Annotated in this window: 18 protein-coding genes; 12 read left to right on the top strand and 6 right to left on the bottom strand. The window is 43.2% G+C overall.

Features of this window, described 5'->3' with window-relative positions:
- Window position 1: 1 nt before the first annotated feature.
- The 3 genes from QXD64_02470 to QXD64_02460 all read right to left on the bottom strand — a co-directional run bounded on the left by QXD64_02470 (window position 2) and on the right by QXD64_02460 (window position 8503).
- Window positions 2-2635, bottom strand: a complete 2634-nt coding sequence (locus tag QXD64_02470) for a NosD domain-containing protein (GenBank protein MEM3396179.1) — start codon at window positions 2633-2635, stop codon at window positions 2-4.
- 125 nt (window positions 2636-2760) lie between these two features.
- A complete protein-coding gene (locus QXD64_02465; GenBank protein ID MEM3396178.1) occupies window positions 2761-5280 on the bottom strand; it encodes a sodium-translocating pyrophosphatase in 2520 nt (839 codons plus the stop codon).
- Window positions 5281-5428: 148 nt separating this feature from the next.
- Entirely contained in the window at window positions 5429-8503 is a 3075-nt protein-coding gene (locus QXD64_02460) for a NosD domain-containing protein (GenBank protein MEM3396177.1), read from the bottom strand.
- 76 nt (window positions 8504-8579) lie between these two features.
- On the opposite strand from QXD64_02460, the gene ribB reads away from it, so the two are divergent.
- The 10 genes from ribB to QXD64_02410 are packed head-to-tail and all read left to right on the top strand — an operon-like array spanning window position 8580 to window position 16210.
- Window positions 8580-9293, top strand: a complete 714-nt coding sequence (gene ribB / locus QXD64_02455) for a 3,4-dihydroxy-2-butanone-4-phosphate synthase (GenBank protein ID MEM3396176.1) — start codon at window positions 8580-8582, stop codon at window positions 9291-9293.
- Window positions 9262-9702, top strand: coding sequence for an adenylyltransferase/cytidyltransferase family protein (locus QXD64_02450; GenBank protein MEM3396175.1), 441 nt, complete (start codon window positions 9262-9264; stop codon window positions 9700-9702). Before ribB ends, QXD64_02450 begins: the two co-directional genes overlap by 32 nt.
- Window positions 9699-10169: a riboflavin synthase gene (ribC, locus tag QXD64_02445; protein ID MEM3396174.1), complete on the top strand. Its 471-nt coding sequence runs from the start codon at window positions 9699-9701 to the stop codon at window positions 10167-10169. Before QXD64_02450 ends, ribC begins: the two co-directional genes overlap by 4 nt.
- A 6-nt stretch (window positions 10170-10175) precedes the next feature.
- Window positions 10176-10793 (top strand): hypothetical protein, encoded by a 618-nt coding sequence (locus QXD64_02440; protein ID MEM3396173.1) that lies wholly within the window; start codon window positions 10176-10178, stop codon window positions 10791-10793.
- A gap of 27 nt (window positions 10794-10820) precedes the next feature.
- Entirely contained in the window at window positions 10821-11246 is a 426-nt protein-coding gene (gene ribH / locus QXD64_02435) for a 6,7-dimethyl-8-ribityllumazine synthase (GenBank protein MEM3396172.1), read from the top strand.
- Between the two features lie 4 nt (window positions 11247-11250).
- Window positions 11251-12558 (top strand): putative aminohydrolase SsnA, encoded by a 1308-nt coding sequence (ssnA, locus tag QXD64_02430; GenBank protein ID MEM3396171.1) that lies wholly within the window; start codon window positions 11251-11253, stop codon window positions 12556-12558.
- Complete coding sequence (locus QXD64_02425; GenBank protein ID MEM3396170.1) at window positions 12555-13652, top strand: 4Fe-4S binding protein; 1098 nt, start codon at window positions 12555-12557, stop codon at window positions 13650-13652. Before ssnA ends, QXD64_02425 begins: the two co-directional genes overlap by 4 nt.
- Window positions 13636-13911: a DUF3795 domain-containing protein gene (locus QXD64_02420; protein MEM3396169.1), complete on the top strand. Its 276-nt coding sequence runs from the start codon at window positions 13636-13638 to the stop codon at window positions 13909-13911. The genes QXD64_02425 and QXD64_02420 overlap by 17 nt, the downstream gene beginning before the upstream one ends.
- Window positions 13912-15276: a cysteine--tRNA ligase gene (cysS, locus tag QXD64_02415; protein ID MEM3396168.1), complete on the top strand. Its 1365-nt coding sequence runs from the start codon at window positions 13912-13914 to the stop codon at window positions 15274-15276.
- Window positions 15269-16210, top strand: coding sequence for a radical SAM protein (locus QXD64_02410; GenBank protein ID MEM3396167.1), 942 nt, complete (start codon window positions 15269-15271; stop codon window positions 16208-16210). The genes cysS and QXD64_02410 overlap by 8 nt, the downstream gene beginning before the upstream one ends.
- 35 nt (window positions 16211-16245) lie before the next feature.
- Here the strand turns inward: QXD64_02410 and QXD64_02405 are convergent, their stop codons facing one another.
- The 3 genes from QXD64_02405 to QXD64_02395 are packed head-to-tail and all read right to left on the bottom strand — an operon-like array spanning window position 16246 to window position 18181.
- Window positions 16246-16485, bottom strand: a complete 240-nt coding sequence (locus tag QXD64_02405) for a hypothetical protein (protein MEM3396166.1) — start codon at window positions 16483-16485, stop codon at window positions 16246-16248.
- Window positions 16467-17285, bottom strand: coding sequence for a hypothetical protein (locus QXD64_02400; GenBank protein MEM3396165.1), 819 nt, complete (start codon window positions 17283-17285; stop codon window positions 16467-16469). Before QXD64_02400 ends, QXD64_02405 begins: the two co-directional genes overlap by 19 nt.
- 29 nt (window positions 17286-17314) lie before the next feature.
- Complete coding sequence (locus tag QXD64_02395) at window positions 17315-18181, bottom strand: caspase family protein (GenBank protein ID MEM3396164.1); 867 nt, start codon at window positions 18179-18181, stop codon at window positions 17315-17317.
- A gap of 104 nt (window positions 18182-18285) precedes the next feature.
- Here QXD64_02395 and QXD64_02390 point away from each other — a divergent pair, with 104 nt between their 5' ends.
- Together QXD64_02390 and QXD64_02385 are read left to right on the top strand one after the other, a co-directional pair.
- Window positions 18286-19584 carry a phenylacetate--CoA ligase gene (locus QXD64_02390; protein MEM3396163.1) on the top strand — a complete coding sequence of 433 codons (1299 nt, stop codon included), beginning with the start codon at window positions 18286-18288 and terminating at the stop codon, window positions 19582-19584.
- 4 nt (window positions 19585-19588) lie between these two features.
- Complete coding sequence (locus QXD64_02385) at window positions 19589-20875, top strand: phenylacetate--CoA ligase (protein ID MEM3396162.1); 1287 nt, start codon at window positions 19589-19591, stop codon at window positions 20873-20875.
- Window positions 20876-20878 lie beyond the last annotated feature (3 nt).

Raw genomic sequence — 20878 nt, 5'->3', positions numbered from 1 at the left:
TTTATATGTCCCGTCTTTTCCGCACTGCCATTACAAGCCCTATCACGCAGATGAAGAATGCCGGGATCGGTATAGAGGAGATCTCGCTCACAGGGCTTGATAGTGGATACCAGTCACTTGCACCAGCACCGCCATCAATTGGATAGGCATTTGATGTGCCGTTGCCCTGACCATCCCAATTGCTCCAGTAGTTGCCTTCATTGGTTGTGGTGTCATACCAGTAGTTGCCACCAACACTATCGTATGCCTGGCAGGAGCCATTCACACCCTTGCTTGCACCGTTGTTCCCGATGAAATTATTGTACCAGATAAAATTACAAGTTGCCCCGGAAAAAAAGTACATGCCGTACTTTGTGTTGTTGCAAATCCAGTTAAAGGTTATCTCGTTCAGATACGAATTGTCTTTAACACAAATTCCATATCTATTAGAACTCACATCGTTATAACTGATATTGTTGAAAGTAGAGTTCCTTATGTAAATTCCGTAATAGTTATCTCGGATGCTATTGTATTGGATTCTGTTGAAATATAACTCGTACCAAAAATTCAACAAGTAGATTCCACAGTAGTTACTCCAAACAGTGTTAGAGGAAATATTGTTGTAACCTGACTCTTCCCAATAACTTTCTATACATATAGAATAATTGTTGCCAACGGCGGTGTTACCAGTTATGTTATTGTAGCTAGAGTCCCGAGCAAATATTCCATAGTAGTTACCCTCTAAGTAATTCTTGGTTATATTATTGCTGGAGTACTGGCAATAGACACCATAGTTATTGTTAATTATTCTGTTTGATGTTATTTCGCTTTCGGTTGTGCTAAATAGATAAATTCCATGATTATTCCAGGATATATTATTATCATGAACTTTGGTGTATTTTGAGACACCAAGAGAAATACCATTTGAATTATTTGAAACATTGTTTTCCATTATTTCATTATTTTCTGTGGACCACGATATGTAAATTCCATCGCTATTGTTGCCAATTGTATTGTTTCTTATACTGTTATAATTTGAACATATAAGGTACAGCCCCATGTAACTGCTTGTTAGACAATTTCCCGTTATTTCATTGTTATTTGAATAGCCCATAGAAATTCCAGCACACACATTGGTAATGTTAAGCCCAGTAATCACACAATCAGTGCAGTTAGCTAGAATTACCTGCCCTGCTTCACCAGAGACCGTCATACCCTCACAGTTTTTATAGAATTTTACTGGCTTATTATTTACCATGTTGTTTTCCTCAATCTCTAGTGTGGTCCATTCATCCAGATTGTAACAGTCTATCATAATCCCAGAAGCTAACATGATATTGCCGGAAAGGCTAATATTAGTTGAAGATAAAATATAAATAGCATAAAATGTGTTAGACGATATAATATTGCTATAAATTACAATGTTATTCACAAATTCAAGATAAACACCAAATATGTTGCCTAGTAACTTGTTATTTTCCACTGTACCATTATTCAAAGAATCTAGTGCAATACCACAACCACCAGGAATGTTGCTACTCTGGGTTGCATTTGTTAAATTGCAGTTGCGAATTACAAAGTGCACGTTCGTATTCTGTATCCAGATGCAATATCCTCCACCATTCGCATCTATATCATATCCCTCAATTATGTAAGGATTTCCCTGGCTCCCATCACCATCCCAACCATTTATCTGTGCCTGATTTGCAAAGTCCTCATCCCCATCTATATGGATTGGGTCATGTGGTGTGCCTTTTGTTTCCACTTCTGTGCCAAGCACTCGCGTTCTTGTCTCTGGGTTAAAGTAGAGCCCAGACACAGCAAATCTGGCATTCTCGCACCGCAACGCATTCCCGACCTTGCATTCCATGTTCTGCCAGTCAATCATGTAGAAGTAAACTGCGTAACTTTCACCGATGCCAAGCAAGTTCTTCCCAGCCATGGTCTCCACTTGCTTCCCATTTGTTGCTGCAGCCACACTCTCGCAAATGTGCCAATTCCACTCCTGCTGCACCACACCTGCAAATGTAAGCACTCTGCTTGCCTCTATCTTCCCATTCTTGCCCACAATTTCTATTGCTTTGTCAGCTCCAACTGCAAAATTAACAGAGGGCTTGAAGCCAGTTGTTGGGTTGTTGTCCGTGTCAATAAACACATACGCCACATCTCTGCCATTTGCATTCGGAATTGCCGTCTCCCTTTGATTTGCAACATACACTGGATTTTCTGATGGTGCCTCAACAATGTATCTACCATCACCAGCAAGCAAATTGCCATAAACCTTTGCATAAAACGCCACATTTTTCCCTATTTCTGCTGTTGCATACTCCTCAATGTCAATGTTCTCTGGCACACCAAAATCCCTTTCCTTCGTGGTCTTTTCAACGCCCTGCCAGTCCTCAAAACTGCCATCTATTTTGATGACACCAGCATTGCTGCTTTGCCATGTGAGAAACGCAACAACGCTCAGCACTAACATTGCAAGCACAAAAACAACCAGAACTTTGCCATGGCTTTTGCTTTCTCTCAATTTTCTCCCATTCCTGTAGCCATTCCCGTTGGCGAATCCATTTGTCAGCCCATTTGTAAAACCACGGGTGTTGTCTCTGCCATTTCTAATATCCACTCCTTTCGTGGTTTTGCTCAATTCTTTCATAATATTCCCTCAAAAACAGTAATGGTATTTTTGTATTTATTTCTAACGATGGTTATCGGGAAATGAAAACAAAAAGAGACAACAAATAAAAGAGGAAAAAAATTAGAAAGAGTTTCTCGTTCGTCTCAGATATACAACACCACAAACACAAGCGTTACTGTGCTCAGCAACTTTATGAGCACATGCAAGCTTGGTCCAGCAGTGTCCTTGAATGGGTCTCCCACTGTATCTCCGACCACCGCTGCTTTGTGGGCATCGCTCTTCTTTCCGCCGTACATTCCTTCCTCAATGTACTTCTTTGCATTGTCCCAGGCACCGCCACCATTGTTCATCAGATTTGCAAGCATTATTCCTGCAATCGTACCAACCATGAGCAAGGCAGCCACTGATTCAGCACCTGGTGTTCCAGGATAACCGACATATGCCCACTTCACCAGCAAACCAACTGCAACAGGCACTGCAACAGCAAGAATGCCTGGCACAATCATGTTCTTCAGAGCGCCTTTTGTCGTGATGTCCACGCATTTTGCATAGTCGGGTTTTGCCTTGCCTTCCATGATGCCTGGAATTTCCTTGAACTGTCTTCGCACTTCCTGAATTATGTAGGACGCGGTCTTGCCCACTGCTCTTATCGCAAACCCAGAGAAGAGGTAAACAAGCATCGCACCCATGAGCGCACCCACAAACACTTCTACTTTTGCTATGTCTACCACATGGAACACTGTACCAGTGTACTTTGTGACTTCATCAAGGTAAGCTGAGAACAGCAAAAATGCCGCAAGTCCTGCACTTCCTACTGCATAACCCTTGGTAAGTGCCTTTGTAGTGTTTCCAATTGCATCCAGCCTTGCCGTGATTTTCTCTGCCTCTTTAGGTGCATCCCCACTCATCTCGTTGATGCCTCCGGCGTTGTCAGTTATCGGGCCAAATGTGTCCATCGCAAGGATGTAGGCGGCTGTTGACAGCATACCCATCGTGGCAATTGCAGTTCCATAGAGACCCCCATTTGGCAAGCCAGTAAATTCTCCGAGTTTGAAGGAGACAATGAGTGCAATACCCAGCACGATTGCTGGCAAGGCCGTGCATTCAAGTCCAACTGCAAAACCAGTGATTATGTTTGTGCCCGCACCTGTTCTTGATGCTTCAGCAATTTCCTTAACTGGCCTGTATTTCTTGTCAGTGTAATAGAGCGTGATGTAAACAATCGCAATGCTTGCCATTATTCCCACGATACCAGCAATGAAGAAGTTCAGCCAGTGTTCACCTAGCATTAGATATGTGGCGAGTCCAAAGAAAATCGCTGCAAAAGTTGCAGTAGCATAATAGCCCCTGTTAAGGGCATTCAATGGGTCTTCATTTCCCCGCAATCTTACAAGCATTATTCCTATCAGGGTTGCGAAAATACCGAACGCTCTTGCCACAAGTGGGAACATTATTCCATTTACTCCAAAGTATGGGAAAAGGGCAACACCAAGAATCATTGCACCGATGTTTTCTGCAGCAGTTGATTCAAACAGGTCCGCACCTCTTCCTGCACAATCACCCACATTATCACCGACAAGGTCTGCAACCACCGCAGGGTTTCTCGGGTCATCCTCTGGAATTCCTGCCTCTACCTTACCTACGAGGTCAGCTCCTACATCTGCTGCTTTTGTGTAAATCCCACCACCAAGCTGGGCGAAGAGAGCCACAAAGCTGGCACCGAAACCAAAGCCGACTATGAGGAAGGGCGTAACTCTTGGGTCGGAACCATAGCCATAGAGGTAATAGAGACCAGAAACTCCGAGCAAGCTCATTGCAACGACTGCAAAGCCAGTCACTGAACCCCCACGCAATGCAATTTGCAACGCTAGATTTGCATCCTTCCTTGAGGCCTGAGCCACCTTCACATTTGCTCTAACAGACACATACATTCCGAGATAGCCAGCAATTCCAGAACAAATGGCACCAAAGATGAATGCGCCTGCAATTTTTCCACCAAGAGCGAATCCTTCAGAAGAAAGTAAGCCCACAACGACAAAAATTATGACTGCAAGAATGGCTGAAAGCATGAAAATCGTGGAATACTGCCTTTTAAGGAAGGCATCTGCACCTTCTCTGATTGCATCTGCTACCGCTCTCATTTTTTCAGTGCCTGACGGTTGCTTGAGAACCCAGTATGCCATTCCAAAAGCTATGAAGAGCCCGAGAATTGATGCAATTGGTATTACTGCAATGAGTGGTGATTCTGCCTTTTTCTCGCCTACAAACACAGTGTCTGGGCTCATTGGAATCTCGTGGTCTTCCACAAACGCTCTTATCGTATATTCCCCATTGGTGGGAACTGTCCATGTGAAATTCAGTGAAGTTGTGGATTTCTTTGAAATGGTTATGGTTTCATTGAATGTCCAGTTCTCATTTGTAGTTCCAATCCAAAGTGTGAAATTCCGATGGATGATGTCGTTTAGACCCACATTGTTTATGGTCACAAGCAGGGTTACATGGTCGCCTTCAGTGAGAGCTGGTACTCTCTGGCCACCCTCGATCATAAATGCAATTTCCGCAGTCGCCTGAAAATCAGTTGCTTGCGCTGTGGAACTGGATGTTCCCAGAGCCATAAATAAACCCAAAACAATTGCCATTGCCATCAGGAGTTGCTTTTTCATGGTTTCACCGCACCCCGAACCGTATTTGGGATAAAAATGTTTTGGGCTTGTCCGAGTTCGCTTCTGGAAATGAAAGCTTAAGAACTCTGTCCCAGGATATGGTGCGCTGTGTCGAAAGTAGGAATCCGCCTGCTGCAGCGTAAAAAGATTATGGAAACTTGAGGAATTTTCTGCTATTACTAGAAACAATAATTAGACATGCCAAAACTAGCATCAAGAAGGAGAATGCTGTTCCCTCGTTGACAGGGCTTGAGAGTGGATACCAATCGCTCGCTCCTGCACCTCCATCTATCGGGTATGCAGCCGCACTACCCCAGCCATTCCCATCCCAATTGCTCCAATAATTACCCTCCTGCAAAGTATTGTCACACCAGTAGTTACCACCAACACTATCGTACGCCTGGCTGTTACCTGAAACCCCCTTGCCTGCACCGTTATTACCGATGAACCTGTTATGGTAAACGCAGTTTTCTTTTGAACCCATTATTATGCTCAGCCCATAGTTCCCATTGTTGCAAAACCAGTTATCCGTTATTTTGTTTTTTGATGAGTACTGCAAATAAACCCCATATTCGTTGTTAGAAGCATTATTGCCTGATATGGTAATGTTCCATGAGTATTCTAAATAAAGGCCGTAGTTATTATCAGTAACAGTGTTGTTTGTTATTGTGATGTTCCATGCGTTCCCCAAGTAGATACCATGGCTGTTCCCCGAGACATTGTTGTCTGTTATGTTAGTGTAACGGGAAAAAATAAGCAAGATACCAACAGAAGTATCCCTCACATTTAAACCTGTTATGGTCATATTCGTGCAATTCGCTAGAATAACTTGCCCAGCATCCGATGGCACCATCCCTGTGGTTTGATTTTTATAATAATAAACTGGCTTTCCATTTACTAGATTTGTTGTATCAATATTATGGGTATTCCAATGGGCTAGCTCATCGCCCCAAATCACAATTCCATCGTGGTGCATGGTGTTGTTAGTCAGTGTGTTGTTGCATGATTTATACAAGTAAATGCCTATGTAGTTACCTGCGGCATTGTTGGTCTTGATAAGGTTACTTATAGAATACTCAACATAGACACCATAGCTGTTGGAAGTAGCATTGTTATCCATTATGATATTATTGGGAGAGCACACCAAGTAGATACCATGAGTATTGTGGGAGACATTGTTGTTTATTATGGTAGTATGACTGGAGAAACCAAGTAAGATTCCAACAGAAGCATTGTCCACACTTAACCCACTTATAGTCATGTTTGTACAATTTGCGAGTATAACTTGCCCAGCATTTGATGGAACCGCACCAGATGTTTGGTCCTTATAATAGTAAACTGGCTTTCCATTTACAAGGTTTGTCGTGTTAATGTTGTGAGTGTTCCAATAGGAAACTCCCAGACCACAAATCATAATTCCATTGCCATACATAATGTTGTTTGTCAGCGTATTGTTACTTGAGTATTCGGTGTAGACACCATAGTCATTGCCCGATGCATTGTTATTTATTATGCTGTTATTGTTCGAATAACTCAAATATATGCCACTCCATGCGTTATCAGAAACCGTGTTGCTTGTTATGGTGTTGTCGTTGCTAAAGTAATCTAGAGAAATACCATTCTGGCAGTTATCTGTAACAGAGTTGTTGGTTATGTTGTTGCTATTACTTGAAACAAACAAATAGATGCCATTGCCCAAGTTATTATAAATCGTGTTGTTTGTTATGTCATTATTACTAGCTCCATACAAATAGAGACCGTAGTATGCGTTTACTGAGGCGGTGTTGTTTGTTACGGTGTTGTAGGTTGAGGCATCCAATAGGATGCCGTAGTTGTTAGCGGAAACATTGTTGTTGGATATAGTGTTGTAGCTGGAAAAACCGAGTTCAATAGCCACAGAGGATTTAGAGATATTCAATCCATTTACAGTCATATTCGTGCAATTCGCTAGAATAACTTGCCCTGCATCCGATGGCACCATCCCTGTGGTTTGATTTTTGTAATAATAAACTGGCTTTCCATTTACTAGATTTGTTGTATCAATGTTGTGGGTATTCCAATGCGAAAGAGAGCAACCCCATATCATGATGCTATTGTTCTGCATAATGTTATTTGTGATGATGTGATCGCTTGATGAATCCAGATAGATGCCAATCCAATTATCAAACACATTGTTGTGTGTTATGTTGTTTCTGGTAGAGCACACTGAACGAATTCCTGCACCGAAATTATTTGAGACCTTATTGTTTGCTATCTGGTTGTTTGAGGATGTAAAAAATATACCGTTCTCATTACCTGAGACATTGTTGTTTGTTATGCTGTTGCCATCGCTAGTCGAATCTAAATAGATGCCATGCCAACAATTGTAGAAAACTCTGTTGTTCATTATGTAGTTGTCAGTAGAAGCTTGCAAACCGATGCCATTCCATGAGTTGCCAAAGATATCGTTATAAGTTATATTGTTGTTATATGAGTAAACTAAGTAGATACCATAGTAGTTGCTAGTGACGTTGTTATTTGCGATTGTGTTGTTGCTAGAGGAACATAAATAGATGCCCTCTAAGCTACCTGAAGCATCGTTGCATATTATTGTGTTATTGCTAGATGAAAACAAATAAACACCATAGGAGTTCCCACTGAGTTTGTTGTTTTCTATCTTTCCATTTGTAACATTAATAAGTGCGATGCCAGAACCGTATGGATTATCTCCCGCTGCTGCACCATGAAGATAACAATCTCTAATGACAAAATACGCATTTGTGTTTTCTATCCAAATACAGTAGTTGCTACCATTTGCGTTTATATTCCATTTCTCTATTATATATGGGTCTGTGTGTGTTCCAGAGCCACCAACAACTCCATTTATGGCACTGAATCCTTCATTCCCATTTATGTAGATTTGTGCATGTGGGACGCCCTCAGTTTTAATTTCACTGAGTGATTCATCCACTGCCTTGGACTTATCACATTCACTATTCTGAATAATTTTCATTTCGCCAACATTTCTACTCTGACATATTAGAACTATAAGCATGTTGATCACAAGAATAATAACAATAAAAAAGACCAGAATTTTGCAGCAACTTTGCTCCTCTAAGTTTTGTTCTTTCTTTCTCCACTCCTCAGTGCCAAACAAACTCGTCACTCTATTTGTGGGGCGGCCGATATTATGTTCCCAATTTCTTCGCAGACCCCTCGGTGTAATTTTGCTCTTTAGATTCATCACACTTCTCACCATATCAAAAGATGCAATTCGAATATACAAACCTTTTTATGCGTTCTCTCTTACACTTCCTCCGATGCTGAAAGAGGCGATAGAAGCCATTGCAAGCGGCAAATTCGTTCTGGTATATGATGCAGATGATAGGGAACACGAAACCGATTTTGTCATCTGTAGCCAGTTTGTCACCCATGAGCATGTGAGGCAAATGCGGAAAGAAGGAGGGGGCTTAATCTGCGTTACAGTGCCACCTGAATTCTGGGAGGCAGTTGGACTTCCCTATCTTACGGATGTTCTTTCCAGATGCTGGAATGATTACAGTGTCCTCAAAGCCCTTGAACCCTATGACATTCCGTACGATGCAAAAAGCTCTTTTTCAGTAACAATCAATCACAGAAGAACTTTTACTGGGATTACTGATAGAGATAGAGCCCTTACAATCTCAGAATTTGGGAAATCTGTTGGTGAGTACTTCCGCCACCGCAAACCAGAAGAGAGCTTGAGGAATCTTAAAGCCAACTTTCGGAGTCCTGGCCATGTGCCATTGCTCAATGCGAGCAAGGGCTTGGTCACTAGAAGGCAAGGTCACACTGAACTTGCTACCGCACTTATGGTGATGGCAGGCGTTACCCCTTCTGCCGCAATTTGTGAAATTATGGCTGATGATGGCCATGCTATGAAAAAGGAGGATGCAAGGATGTTTGCAAAACAAAACGGTTTAATATTTGTTGAGGGTAAGGAAATTATAGAGGCATGGCGAAATGAAGGTCGTGATGGCTTCGGGCGTGTTTGACATTCTCCATCTTGGGCATGTCCACTATCTCAACGAGGCAAGGAAATTTGGGGATAAGCTTGTTGTCGTGGTGGCAAGGGATGTGACTGTGTTGAAAAGAAAAGGTCGTTTACCTATCGTGCCCGATTATCTCAGAGTCCAGATGGTGTCTGCCCTTAAACCTGTGGATGAAGCAATTCTTGGTGATACCGAGGACTTCTACAAAACGGTCGAAGCTGTGAAGCCAGATGTAATTGTGCTTGGCTACGACCAGAAATTTGATCCAAAGGAAATAGAGAGAGAGTGCGAAAAACGTGGGCTAATTGTTAAGGTTGAGCGAGCACCGCCGCTCTCCCACGACCTGCTTGCAACACGACGCATCATCCAAAAAATATTAGAGCGAGAAGGAGATAGGGGTAAGAAGATATGAAAATAATCGGGATTGCGGACACAACCTTCGCTAGATTTGACATGGCAAAGAGTGCAATTGAGGAACTTTCAGCCCTCGGCACTGGTTTCAGGATTGTGCGTTACACAGTTCCTGGGATAAAAGACCTTCCTGTTGCGTGCAAGAAGTTGTTTGTGGAGAAAAATGCAGACATTGTAATTGCCCTTGGAATGCCTGGTCCTAAACCAATAGACAAGCAATGTGCCCATGAGGCTTCCCAAGGTCTAATTGCAGTCCAGCTTGAGTTAATGAAACACATAATTGAGGTTTTTGTGCATGCTGATGAGGCAAAAGATGAACGAGAGCTTGCCTGGCTTGCAGATAGAAGAGCAAGGGAGCATGCAAAGAATGCATATCTCCTAATTTTTAAGCCGGAAGAACTCACGAAAAATGCTGGAAAGGGCTTACGCCAGGGATTTGAAGATGAAGGTGAAATCGCACTGAGGTGAAAATGAATGAAAAAGAAGGAAAGAAAAGGGATAAAATGTGAAATTGCGGCCCAACCAGAATTGATAGAAGATATCTATCCCAAAATTCTAGACACTCTGAAAAAAGAGGACATTCCATATTTGATGGGTTATCTGCCAGATATAGACAAACTTACAAGGGCATCCCTTTCAGACCCTGACAACTGGCCCCACTTTCTTGATGTCCTACTCAGAGTGAAACCTAAGCTTGTTTATGTGAACCCCTGGGAGTTTGATGAGGATTCAATAGAGAGACTTGCGGATTTTGTGATTGGCGAAGAACTAGAATCACTTAAGAAGAAAAAAATAAATGTGAAACCAGAAAATTTAGAGAGGGTGAGAGAAAAAATAGTCAAGCTCATCAAAAAGAAATACAAACAATACTATGAGAAGTACGAACGACTCACAATTTCCTATGTAATGGAAAATGTATTCCACAACATTTCTATCATTCCCCAGTGGGCCGAGAACATGTTCTTTGACGCAATAGGGGAAGCAGAGAAGCTTTTTGGACCGATAAAGAAGCGATGCGAAAGTGTGAAAACAGATGAGGAGGAAACCGATGGAGATGTCAGGAGACCAAAACTCCACGAAATTTACAGGTAAATTAGGAATGAAATAGGAGGAATAAAAATGCCAGAAAAAATAAGAATTGGAATAGTGGTAAGCGAGTTCAACTACGACATCACAATGATGATGTTGGAGCGGGCAAAGGCGCATGCAGAGTTTCTTGGCGTGGAGATTGCAGAGGTTGTGACTATGCCAGGTGTGTATGACATGCCAATTGCTGCAAAAAAATTGCTGAAAAGGAAGGACATTGATGGTGTGGTTGCACTGGGTGCAGTGATAAAGGGCGAGACCGACCATGACCAGATAATTATGCAGAATGCAGCAAGAAAGCTTGCGGACTTGAGTGTGGAGTTTGAGAAGCCAGTAGGACTTGGAATTTCTGGTCCAGGAATGACACGCTTGCAGGCAGAGGACAGAATTGAAAATGCAAAGAACGCTGTGGAAAGTGTAGTAAAACAGATACGGGCTTTGAAGGGCATGGATAAGTGATTTCATGCTTTTCGGGAATGCAAGAGTGCTGCGGGAAGATGGTTCAATAGCCAGGGACTGGGCCGTAGCAGTTCAGAATGGCGTGATTATTGAGGTTGGAGACACTGCAGCACTCAAGCAGAAGCATGCGGGAGAATTCCATGATTGCAAGGGCAGAATTTTAATGCCAGGGCTTATTTGTGCCCACACCCACATCTACAGTGCCTTCGCTAGAGGAATGAGTGTTAAAGGCAAGCTCACAGATTTCCCTAACATTCTAAAAAACCTCTGGTGGAAACTGGATTCTGTGCTAGATAGAGAAGCGGTGGAGTTTTCTGCCTGGGTTTCACTTATTGAGGGCATCAAGCACGGCACCACAACTTATTTCGACCATCATGCCAGCCCGAAATTTATCACTGGCTCCCTTGACACTATTGCGGGTGTTGCAGCCAAACTTGGAGTGAGAGCAAACCTCAGCTATGAAATCACAGACCGTTATGGAGAGGCAAAGGCGGAGGAGGCAATTAAGGAAAATGAGCAATTCGTGAAAAAGCAAACTCCAATGCTCTCAGGCACGATTGGAATTCATGCCTCTTTCACAGTTTCAGATGCCACGCTTGAAAGGATTAGAAAAGTAAAGGATGCAAGTGGGGCAGGGGTTCACATCCATGTGGCTGAGGACAAGGTTGACCAAAGGGATGCAAAAGAAAATTACGGCATGAATGTGGTCTCTCGCCTTGAAAAATTCGGATTGCTGGATTCCAAAGCGCTCTGCATCCACTGTATTCATTTAAGCGAGAGCGAAATCAAAAAACTGCATCATGCGGGTGCAAATGTAGTCCATTGCCCAGAATCAAATATGAACAATGCAGTGGGTTACCCGAAAATTCCCCTTATGTTGAAAAAGGGATTAAAGGTTTATCTTGGGACTGATGGTTTCACCCATGATATGTTTACGGAGGCAAAGGTCTGCCATATTTTCCACAAATTTGCAAATGCAAACCCCTGCGAAATGCCCGCGAGCACTGTGTGGGAGATACTCACCAGAAACACAGAACTGGCTGAGAGATTTTTTGGCGTGAAACTTGGGAAAATTGCGAAGGGATACGCTGCAGATTTCATCCTTCTTGATTACCATAATTACACAGATATCAGTCCTCAAAACCTACCATGGCACTTTATTTTCGGAATGGGTGCCTCCTACATAAGAGATGTAGTTGTGAACGGAAAGGTTGTGCTCAGAGAGGGAAAACTTGAAGGTATAGATGAGGAGAAAATCTTGGAGAAAAGTATAAAAATCTCTAGGAAAATCTGGGAAGAGGTGAATTCATGAAAGAGATTGATTTGAGTGTGGAAATAGCCGGCTTGAAGTTCAGGAACCCTGTGATTCCTGCTGCTGGCCCTCCAGTTAGAAATGGAGATGCAATACTGAAGTGTGCAAAGGGCGGTGCTGGTGCAATAGTGACCAAGACAATTTCTATAAAGGCAGCAGAGGTGCCAAGACCCTGTATGGCAAAGACAAAGGCAGGGTTTTTGAACACTGAGCTGTGGTCTGAATTACCGCCAGAACAATGGATTGAGAAAGAATACAAAATTGCAAAGAATTCCAAACTTCCCTTAATAATAAGCTTGGGCTACACCGCAGAGCAAATTGCTGAGCTTGCGCCGAAGGTGAAACAATATGCCGATGCGCTGGAACTCTCCACCCACTATTTAGGAAGTGACACAAAGCCAATAGAGAATGCAATCAAGGCGGCAAAGGAAACTGGATTGCCAGTAATAATTAAGCTCTCTCCGAATGTACCAGACATTAAACTGTTTGCAAAGGCAGCTGTAAGCGCTGGTGCTGACGCAATTACTGCGGTTAACTCCTTTGGACCAACATTTGGAGTTGACATAGAAACAGGAATGCCCTACATGGGAAGCAGGGAATTCTATGGCTGGCTTTCTGGTGGTGCTATAAAGCCAATTGCGCTGCGATGCGTCTATGACATCGTGAGAACTGTAAATGTGCCAGTTATTGGAGTAGGTGGTGTGGAGTCAGGGAATGATGCAGTTGAGTTTATTATGACGGGAGCCAGTGCTGTGGGTGTTTGCACTGCTGCAATTTTACAGGGTCCAAAGGTATTCGGGAAGATTGCTGGTGAGATTGCTGAATTCATGGCAAGAAAGGGCTATTCATCTGTTGAGGAAATGCGGGGCTTAGCATTGAAAAACATGCAGAAACTGGAGTTCCGCACATATCCAGTGCCACCGAAAATTGATGAGGAAAAATGCATTGGTTGTGGGTTGTGTGCAATGAGCTGCCCTTATCAGGCGTTGAGCATTGTTGAAAAAGTTGCCAAGGTAGATGTGGAAAAATGCTTTGGCTGCGGGCTTTGCATGAGCAGATGCAGAGAAGTGGGTGTGAATGCCATCAGATTTTGAGAAAGTAACTCCATGTGGCAATGTGTGTGCCTGGTGCCTTTATTTTAAATGGGGTAGATGTGGGGGCTGCAGGCGGGGTTATTGTGGAGGCAGGAAAACTGAGTGCCCGATAAGGGGCTGTGCCTCCAAAAGAGGGATGCAACACTGTTCTGATTGCAAGGACTTCCCCTGCATGCTCACCTATGCATACTACGCACACATGACTAAATGGCTGGATACGCTGAAGGAAGAAAAAAAGAAAGTGCTGGGGGCGAAATAAATGCTTAGAATTTACAATACCTTGAGCCAGGAAATCGAACCATTTGAGCCGATTGAGAAGGAGCATGTGAGAATGTATGTCTGCGGGCCCACTGTCTACGATTACTGTCATGTGGGTCATGCCCGTTCTTATGTCTGTTTTGACATAATTAGGAGATACCTTGAATTCAAGGGTTATAGAGTTACCTTTGTGCAGAATTTTACAGATGTGGATGATAAAATTATTGCGAGAGCAAATGAGACGGGGGTTGAACCGGGAAAACTTGCAGAGAAATTTATCTCTGCCTTCTTTGAAGATATGCACAAACTGAAGGTTAAGCCAGCTACACACTACCCAAGGGTGACAAAGCACATTCCAGAAATAATTTCAACAATTCAGAAGCTTGTTGCCGATGGCTATGCCTATGAGTCAAATGGCAGCGTGTATTTCAGTGTTAAAAAAGCAAAAGAGTTTGGGAAGCTCTCAAAACAGTCCCTTGAAAACATGAAAACGCTCGAAGTCAACGAGGATAAGCAGGAGCCCTGGGATTTTGCGTTATGGAAAAAAGCAAAGGAAGGCGAGATTTTCTGGGAAAGTCCATGGGGGAATGGAAGGCCAGGATGGCACATTGAATGCTCTGTCATGTCCATCAAATACCTGGGCGAGAGTTTTGACATTCATGGTGGAGGACTGGACCTTGTGTTCCCGCACCATGAGTGCGAGATTCTGCAGGCAGAGGCATACACAGGCAAGCAATTTGTAAAATACTGGATGCACAATGGATTTCTCACAATCAACAAGGAAAAGATGTCAAAGAGCCTTGGAAATTTCTTCACAATTCGTGAGGTGCTTGCAAGATACGAGCCCGATGTGCTTCGCTTTTTCATTGCATACGCCCACTACCGCTCACCCATTGACTTTTCTGATGCTGCCCTTGACGAAGCAAAGGCCGCCCTGAAGCGATTGCGGACTTGCTATACTAACATTCTTACTGCCCTTGAAAAAGGGGAGTTTGGAACTGAAGTTGTAGATGTGGAGAACTTTCGCCAGAAATTTATTGAGAGAATGGACGAGGATTTCAACACGAGGGAGGCAATTGCTGTCCTTTTTGAACTTGTTTCAGCACTCAATGAAAAGTTGGAAAAGCTGGATATGAACTCGCTTGCATTAGCTCTACATTTCTTTGATGAAGTTTCTAACATCCTTGGGATTGATTTCGAGAAGGAAGGGACAGCAGACAAATTCATTGAATTGCTTGTTGAGTTGAGAACTGACGCCAGGAAGCGAAAGGATTGGGCTACAGCGGACAAAATAAGGGAGAGCTTGAGGAACTTAGGTGTGGAAATAGAAGACACTGCGGATGGCACAAAGTGGAAATATGTCTGATGCCCTGTTGAAAGCAACGCTGCTCTGTGCTGGGAATGTAAAACTTGAGGCAAAACTTCCCCCCGGGTATGTCTGCAGAGATGTTGCTGGACCACACGGTGAGCAAAAAACCGTTTTTATGGAATTCGGGAGGCACAGAGTAAAGTTGGGCATTGGGGCTTCGCAGTTCAGAGTTGCTGAGGAAAACGGAAAATTTTTTCTGTTTGAGAACGAAAAAAAAGTTACAGCAATATCTTTCCTCAAGCCAGTTTTTCATGCGCCAGAGATGGCATTTTTCAACCTTCTCGATTGGTGCCAATACAACTGCAGTTTTTGCAATCTCCCGTATGGAAGCAAGCATGTTGTGTGCGTTGAGAAATATGTTGAGCTGATGCGAAGAAAAGCAGGAGAAATTCGCAGCATTGCAGTGACTTCTGGCGTTGGAGAGAACGATGTAGATGTGAAACTGATGAAAGCGTTTGTAGAAGCAGCAAGAAAAGAATTTTCCATGCCAATAGGTGTGGAACCTTTTGTGAGCCAGAAGAAACAGATTGAAGAATTGCATGAAGCAGGTGCAACTGAAATAAAGATAAACATTCATTCGTTTGATAAGCACGTGCTGGAGAGAGAATGTCCTGTATTCCTTCGAGACACACTATCTCTGCTTGAGCATGCAGTGAAGGTTTTCGGAGAAGGAAAAGTGACAACAAATGTGCTTGTGGGTTTGGGCGAAAGCCAAGAGGGTTTACTTGATGGAATTGAAAAACTTGCTTTCATGGGTGTTATTCCCAACCTCAGGCTTGTGCGTGGCAGAGGTTCCATTTCGCCGCTTTCCCTCCTTCAGATGGCTGAGGCACAAAAGAAAATTCTGATAAAATCTGGGCTAAAACCCGACATGGAAACAATGTGCCTGCGATGCAAGAGCTGCGACATTGTGCCCGAATGGGATTTGTAAAAAGAGAGTAAAAGAGGATGTGGGAATTTTTCATTTTATAAGTGAAACCAGACGTACTCCACATTTTCTGGTATTTTCTCCATAAGCTCTTCTAAAAACCTCTGCGTTGTACCCTCAATCTCTGTGTCCATTTCATAAAAAGCACTCCTTAATTCCTCCATATTCACTATCATATTTTCTTCGTCTTCAGCCGTGCTTCTTAATCTCCCTCGGAGTAAAACAAAGTCCTTTTGCTTCACTTCAACCATATATGCTTTCACAATGATTGCACACATAACTTTCCTCCTCCTATCGAATGCCTGAAAAATTCTTCCTCAAGTTTGTCCTGTCTAACTGAACTTTCATATAACTGGATGACCAGATCATAATCTTTATAGTCAAACCTTTCCTTAAATTGTAAATATGGCTCTTTCTCTAATTTCGCTAAAACCTTCTTTCGGTAATGGGGAGGACCAATTATTAAGAAATTAGTGTTGAAATACAACAATTGCAAACATCTGTTTAAAGCTTCTGAAAGAGTGTTAATTGAGTCCACTACTTCAAGTGCATACACTGGGAATTGAAAACCCTCTTTGTTGAACCAAATCACATCTACTTTCTTGATAATTTCAATTATTTCTGGATATGTAAAAGGGGGCACATCTGGTAATGTAACAAGGTCTTTCAAAAAGATCTTATCCTTGAACAACGCGAATTTATCTGGAGTGTAAACATGAAATCCCTTATATTTCCCAATCGTCAAACAAATTCCTTCAATATAGGGATGCATCCTTTCCTTTTCTCGCATGGTAGGTTTCGGTTCTTCCACATACTCTTTTAACGCGTATATTCCCAGACCTATTCTTTTAAAATTTCTATTGTGTCCGAGTTCTCTATTTATAACACCTCTAATTCCAGCTTTCCACTCCCTACTAGATTTAGCTGCAGGGTAGAATTTTTCTATGTTGTTATAGATTTGATCTAATGTTGCTACCCCTCCCAATTCTTTAAGGACGTTTGTTATAGCTTCCACTTTAGTTCCCATATTCAATTTCACCGCTTTACCAAATATCCTCGTGCTAATATCCCTTTCCATCACACAAAAATAAAAAATTATAAAAAGGTTTAGAGGGTGAAGTTCACTGCGGTGTTGCCGTCAAACTGCATTGGAGCATCCTGTCCGCGTGCATTGTACTGGGTGTATGCCCAGCTGAAGCATGATTCCATCGTGGTAAAGCCCTGTCCGATGAGGCCTTTCTCAAGGAACCAGTATGTCCATTTGCCGTTCTGGTACTCTGGCACATCATACCCATAGCCCCTTGGCCCGCAGGTGGTTGTCATGTAAACATTTGCAGCATTGCTGTTGCTCATGATTTCATTCATGCCTCCGCTATTGCAGTGGTCAAGGAAGATGAAGACCTTAGCAACTGCCGAAGCAAACAGGTTCTTCAGCTCTATGTCCGTGATGACACCGTCCTCGCCGTTCTCGCCCGCATTCATGTCCCACATGCAGAGCACCTGCATTCCCGAAATAGTGGTCCCATGTCCGCTAGAGACAAAGGCAATTATGTCATCACCGTCAGCAGCAGCTACCATGCTCTGAATTGCTGCCTTCACATTGGATTCCTTTGCAACGCCATCAAACCTGAGATATGTAGAGGTATGGTCTCCGTAAACTTTCACGGTGTAGCCATGTGCGTTTAGATAGCTGTACCAGTCATTTGCATCCTCGTCGCAGTAGGATAGGTCACTTATTGCCTTGTAATCTGAGATACCAACGACAACCGCATATCTCTTCACAATGCCATCGCCTGGTGAGGGCGGCGGTGGCGGAGGCGGTGGTGGCGTCGGCTTCTTCAGTGGGGCGTAGGAGCCACCAACAATTGCTTTCTCATTTACGGGCTGGGCAGTTGCAGGCAGAGCTATAACGCTGAACGCAAGAGCCAGCACAAGCACGCCTGTTCCAAAGACAAACAGTTTTCTCTGTAGCATTCTGTCACCAATCAATACATATGGATTTTCTGGTATTTAATGTTTTTCAACGACCGAAGTAAAACCTTTTATCCCACCAATATTTCCGCTCTTTCGTGATTAGCATGTTTGAACGCAGTTTACAATTGATGAGTGCTGACAAAATCCGAAAGCTCCAGGAAAGAAAGATGAAAAAGATTGTGAACTACGCCTATAGAAGAGTGCCTGTGATAAAGCAGAAATTCAAGGCAGCAGGTATAACACCTGACAGCATAAAAAGAATTGAGGATGTGGCAAAGATTCCGTTTACAACAAAGGAGGATTTTGCACAAAATTACCCATTCGGACTGATGGCTGTGAACCCTGAGAAAATTGTAAGAATCCATGCATCTTCCGGCACCACTGGAAAACCAAAGGTTGTTTATTACACAAGAAAAGACCTCGAAACCTGGACAAGATTAATGGCACGGCTCTACGACTGTGCTGGTATTACACCAAAAGACATTGTCCAGAACATGTATGGTTATGGGCTTTTTACTGGAGGACTTGGGTTCCATTATGGGGCTGAAAGAATAGGTGCGATGGTTGTGCCTGCGGCAACTGGAAACACCAAACGCCAGATTATGCTGATGAAGGACTTTGGAACTACCGTAATTGCTTGTACTCCTTCTTACGCACTCTACCTCTGTGAGGCAGTCAGGGCAGAAGGACTTGACCCGAGAAAGGACTTGCGAATCCGTGTTGGACTTTTCGGTGCCGAACCATGGAGTGAAGAAGCCAGAAAGAAAATCCAGGATACATTTGGAATGCTTGCAATTGATTGTTATGGCATGTCAGAACTTTATGGGCCAGGCGTTGCCTGTGAATGCCCCGAGCAAAATGGACTGCATGTCTGGGGAGATGAATTTTACATTGAGACGATAAATCCTGAGACTGGAGAGGTTCTTGAGGAAGGGAAGGAAGGCGAGCTTGTGGTGACAATGCTCAACAGGGAGGCGATGCCAATTCTGAGGTATCGGACAAGAGACCTTGCAAGAATTGTTTGGGAAGAATGTGAGTGTGGAAGACAACATCCTAGGATAATGAGAATCAAAGGCAGGAGCGATGACATGCTCATCATCGGTGGCGTGAATGTATTCCCGAGCCAGATAGAACATGTGCTCATGCAGATACCCGAACTTGCGGAATTCTACCAAATTCTTGTAACCCATGACAAACTAGACCGTCTCAATGTCCAGGTTGAGCTAAAGCCAGAGATTGCAACAAAGAAGGACTACGACCTTGGAAAACTGAAGGCGAGAGTTGAAAGTGATTTGCTCAGTGTTTTGAGCATTCATGCAAATGTAGAATTGATGCAACCAGGCACACTGCCAAGAGTTGAGGGTAAGGCAAAACATGTGATTGACCTCAGAAAAAAGGAGTGAAAGCATGTTTTTCAACAAAAAATACGAAACAATGAAGAGGGCAGAACTGGATAGATTGAAACTGAAAAGGTTGAAGGCAGTTGTTCGGCAGTGCTACAAGGTACCTTTCTATAGGAATGCAATGAAGGCATCAGGTGTGAGGCCAGATGACATAAAGAAACTCAAGGACATAAAAAAATTGCCTTTTACTACAAAGGACAACCTGCGAGAATCTGCACCTTTCGGGATGCTTGCCGTGAAACTGGATGAGTGTGTAGAACTCCATGCCTCATCAGGCACAACAGGTGTGCCAGTAACTGTGTGCTACACTCGAAACGACTTGGAAGTATGGAGCGAGGTGATGGCCAGATGCCTTGTGATGGCGGGCATGACAAAAAAAGATATTTTCCAGAATCCAATTCCCTACGGAACTTTCACTGGAGCTTTTGGATTCCACTATGGGGCACAGAAAGTGGGCGCCCTGGTAATTCCAAGTGGAATGGGACAAAGTGAACGGCAGATTCAATTGATGAAATACTATGGTACAACCTTCATCTCTGGTGTGGTCTCCTATGCTGCCCATCTTGGCCAGGTGGCACTCAGCATGGGAATTAACCCAGCAACCGAGCTGAAGGTAAGGCGAGGAATTTTTGGTTCGGAGATGTTTACACCTGGCTTGAAGAAGAAACTTGCGGAGTTGTGGAATATGGATGTTTATGACATTTATGGACTCACTGAAATGTGTGGACCTGGCGTTTCAACTGACTGTCATATCCATGATGGCTTGCATCTTTGGGAAGACCATTTCTTTGTAGAATGTGTTGACCCGAAAACAGGTGAGGAAGTGGAAAAGGAGGAGTATGGAGAATTGGTGCTTACCACTCTCACAAAAGAAGGTATGCCCATCCTTCGTTTCAGAACACATGACCTGGCTTTCCTTTACGATGTGAAAAAATGCGAGTGCGGTAGAACCCACATAAAGCATAGTCAGATAAAGGGAAGAACTGACGACATGATAATCATTAGCGGGACAAATGTGTTCCCAGGACAGATAGAGCATGTGCTGATGCAAAATGAAAAGGTAGGGCTAAATTACCGGATTGTGATTGGAAAGAAGGGAGATATGGACAAACTCAGCGTAGAGGTGGAGAGCAAGGAAAAGCTAAGCGAAGAGGTGAAGCAGGAACTTGAAAAGAAATTGCAGAATGAACTCAAACTTGTGCTCCTTTTAACACCTGAAGTGAAGATTCTGGAGCCAGGAACGATTCCAAAGGACACAATCAAGGCGAAACGGGTGATTGATAACAGGTGATGA

It is taken from the genome of Thermoplasmata archaeon (assembly GCA_038874435.1).
Lineage (GTDB): Archaea > Thermoplasmatota > Thermoplasmata > Lutacidiplasmatales > SKW197 > SKW197.
The sequence above is the reverse complement of the archived record's forward strand: the minus strand, read 5'-3'. Positions and strand labels throughout refer to the sequence as shown.

Excerpts from the sequence above, each read along its gene's own strand:
- QXD64_02470 (MEM3396179.1), bottom strand. The coding sequence starts at position 2,635 with ATGAAAGAATTGAGCAAAACCACGAAAGGAGTGGATATTAGAAATGGC.
- QXD64_02465 (MEM3396178.1), bottom strand. The coding sequence starts at position 5,280 with ATGAAAAAGCAACTCCTGATGGCAATGGCAATTGTTTTGGGTTTATTT.
- QXD64_02460 (MEM3396177.1), bottom strand. The coding sequence starts at position 8,503 with ATGAATCTAAAGAGCAAAATTACACCGAGGGGTCTGCGAAGAAATTGG.
- ribB (MEM3396176.1), top strand. The coding sequence starts at position 8,580 with ATGCTGAAAGAGGCGATAGAAGCCATTGCAAGCGGCAAATTCGTTCTG.
- QXD64_02450 (MEM3396175.1), top strand. The coding sequence starts at position 9,262 with ATGAAGGTCGTGATGGCTTCGGGCGTGTTTGACATTCTCCATCTTGGG.
- ribC (MEM3396174.1), top strand. The coding sequence starts at position 9,699 with ATGAAAATAATCGGGATTGCGGACACAACCTTCGCTAGATTTGACATG.
- QXD64_02440 (MEM3396173.1), top strand. The coding sequence starts at position 10,176 with ATGAAAAAGAAGGAAAGAAAAGGGATAAAATGTGAAATTGCGGCCCAA.
- ribH (MEM3396172.1), top strand. The coding sequence starts at position 10,821 with ATGCCAGAAAAAATAAGAATTGGAATAGTGGTAAGCGAGTTCAACTAC.
- ssnA (MEM3396171.1), top strand. The coding sequence starts at position 11,251 with ATGCTTTTCGGGAATGCAAGAGTGCTGCGGGAAGATGGTTCAATAGCC.
- QXD64_02425 (MEM3396170.1), top strand. The coding sequence starts at position 12,555 with ATGAAAGAGATTGATTTGAGTGTGGAAATAGCCGGCTTGAAGTTCAGG.
- QXD64_02420 (MEM3396169.1), top strand. The coding sequence starts at position 13,636 with ATGCCATCAGATTTTGAGAAAGTAACTCCATGTGGCAATGTGTGTGCC.
- cysS (MEM3396168.1), top strand. The coding sequence starts at position 13,912 with ATGCTTAGAATTTACAATACCTTGAGCCAGGAAATCGAACCATTTGAG.
- QXD64_02410 (MEM3396167.1), top strand. The coding sequence starts at position 15,269 with ATGTCTGATGCCCTGTTGAAAGCAACGCTGCTCTGTGCTGGGAATGTA.
- QXD64_02405 (MEM3396166.1), bottom strand. The coding sequence starts at position 16,485 with ATGTGTGCAATCATTGTGAAAGCATATATGGTTGAAGTGAAGCAAAAG.
- QXD64_02400 (MEM3396165.1), bottom strand. The coding sequence starts at position 17,285 with ATGGAAAGGGATATTAGCACGAGGATATTTGGTAAAGCGGTGAAATTG.
- QXD64_02395 (MEM3396164.1), bottom strand. The coding sequence starts at position 18,181 with ATGCTACAGAGAAAACTGTTTGTCTTTGGAACAGGCGTGCTTGTGCTG.
- QXD64_02390 (MEM3396163.1), top strand. The coding sequence starts at position 18,286 with ATGTTTGAACGCAGTTTACAATTGATGAGTGCTGACAAAATCCGAAAG.
- QXD64_02385 (MEM3396162.1), top strand. The coding sequence starts at position 19,589 with ATGTTTTTCAACAAAAAATACGAAACAATGAAGAGGGCAGAACTGGAT.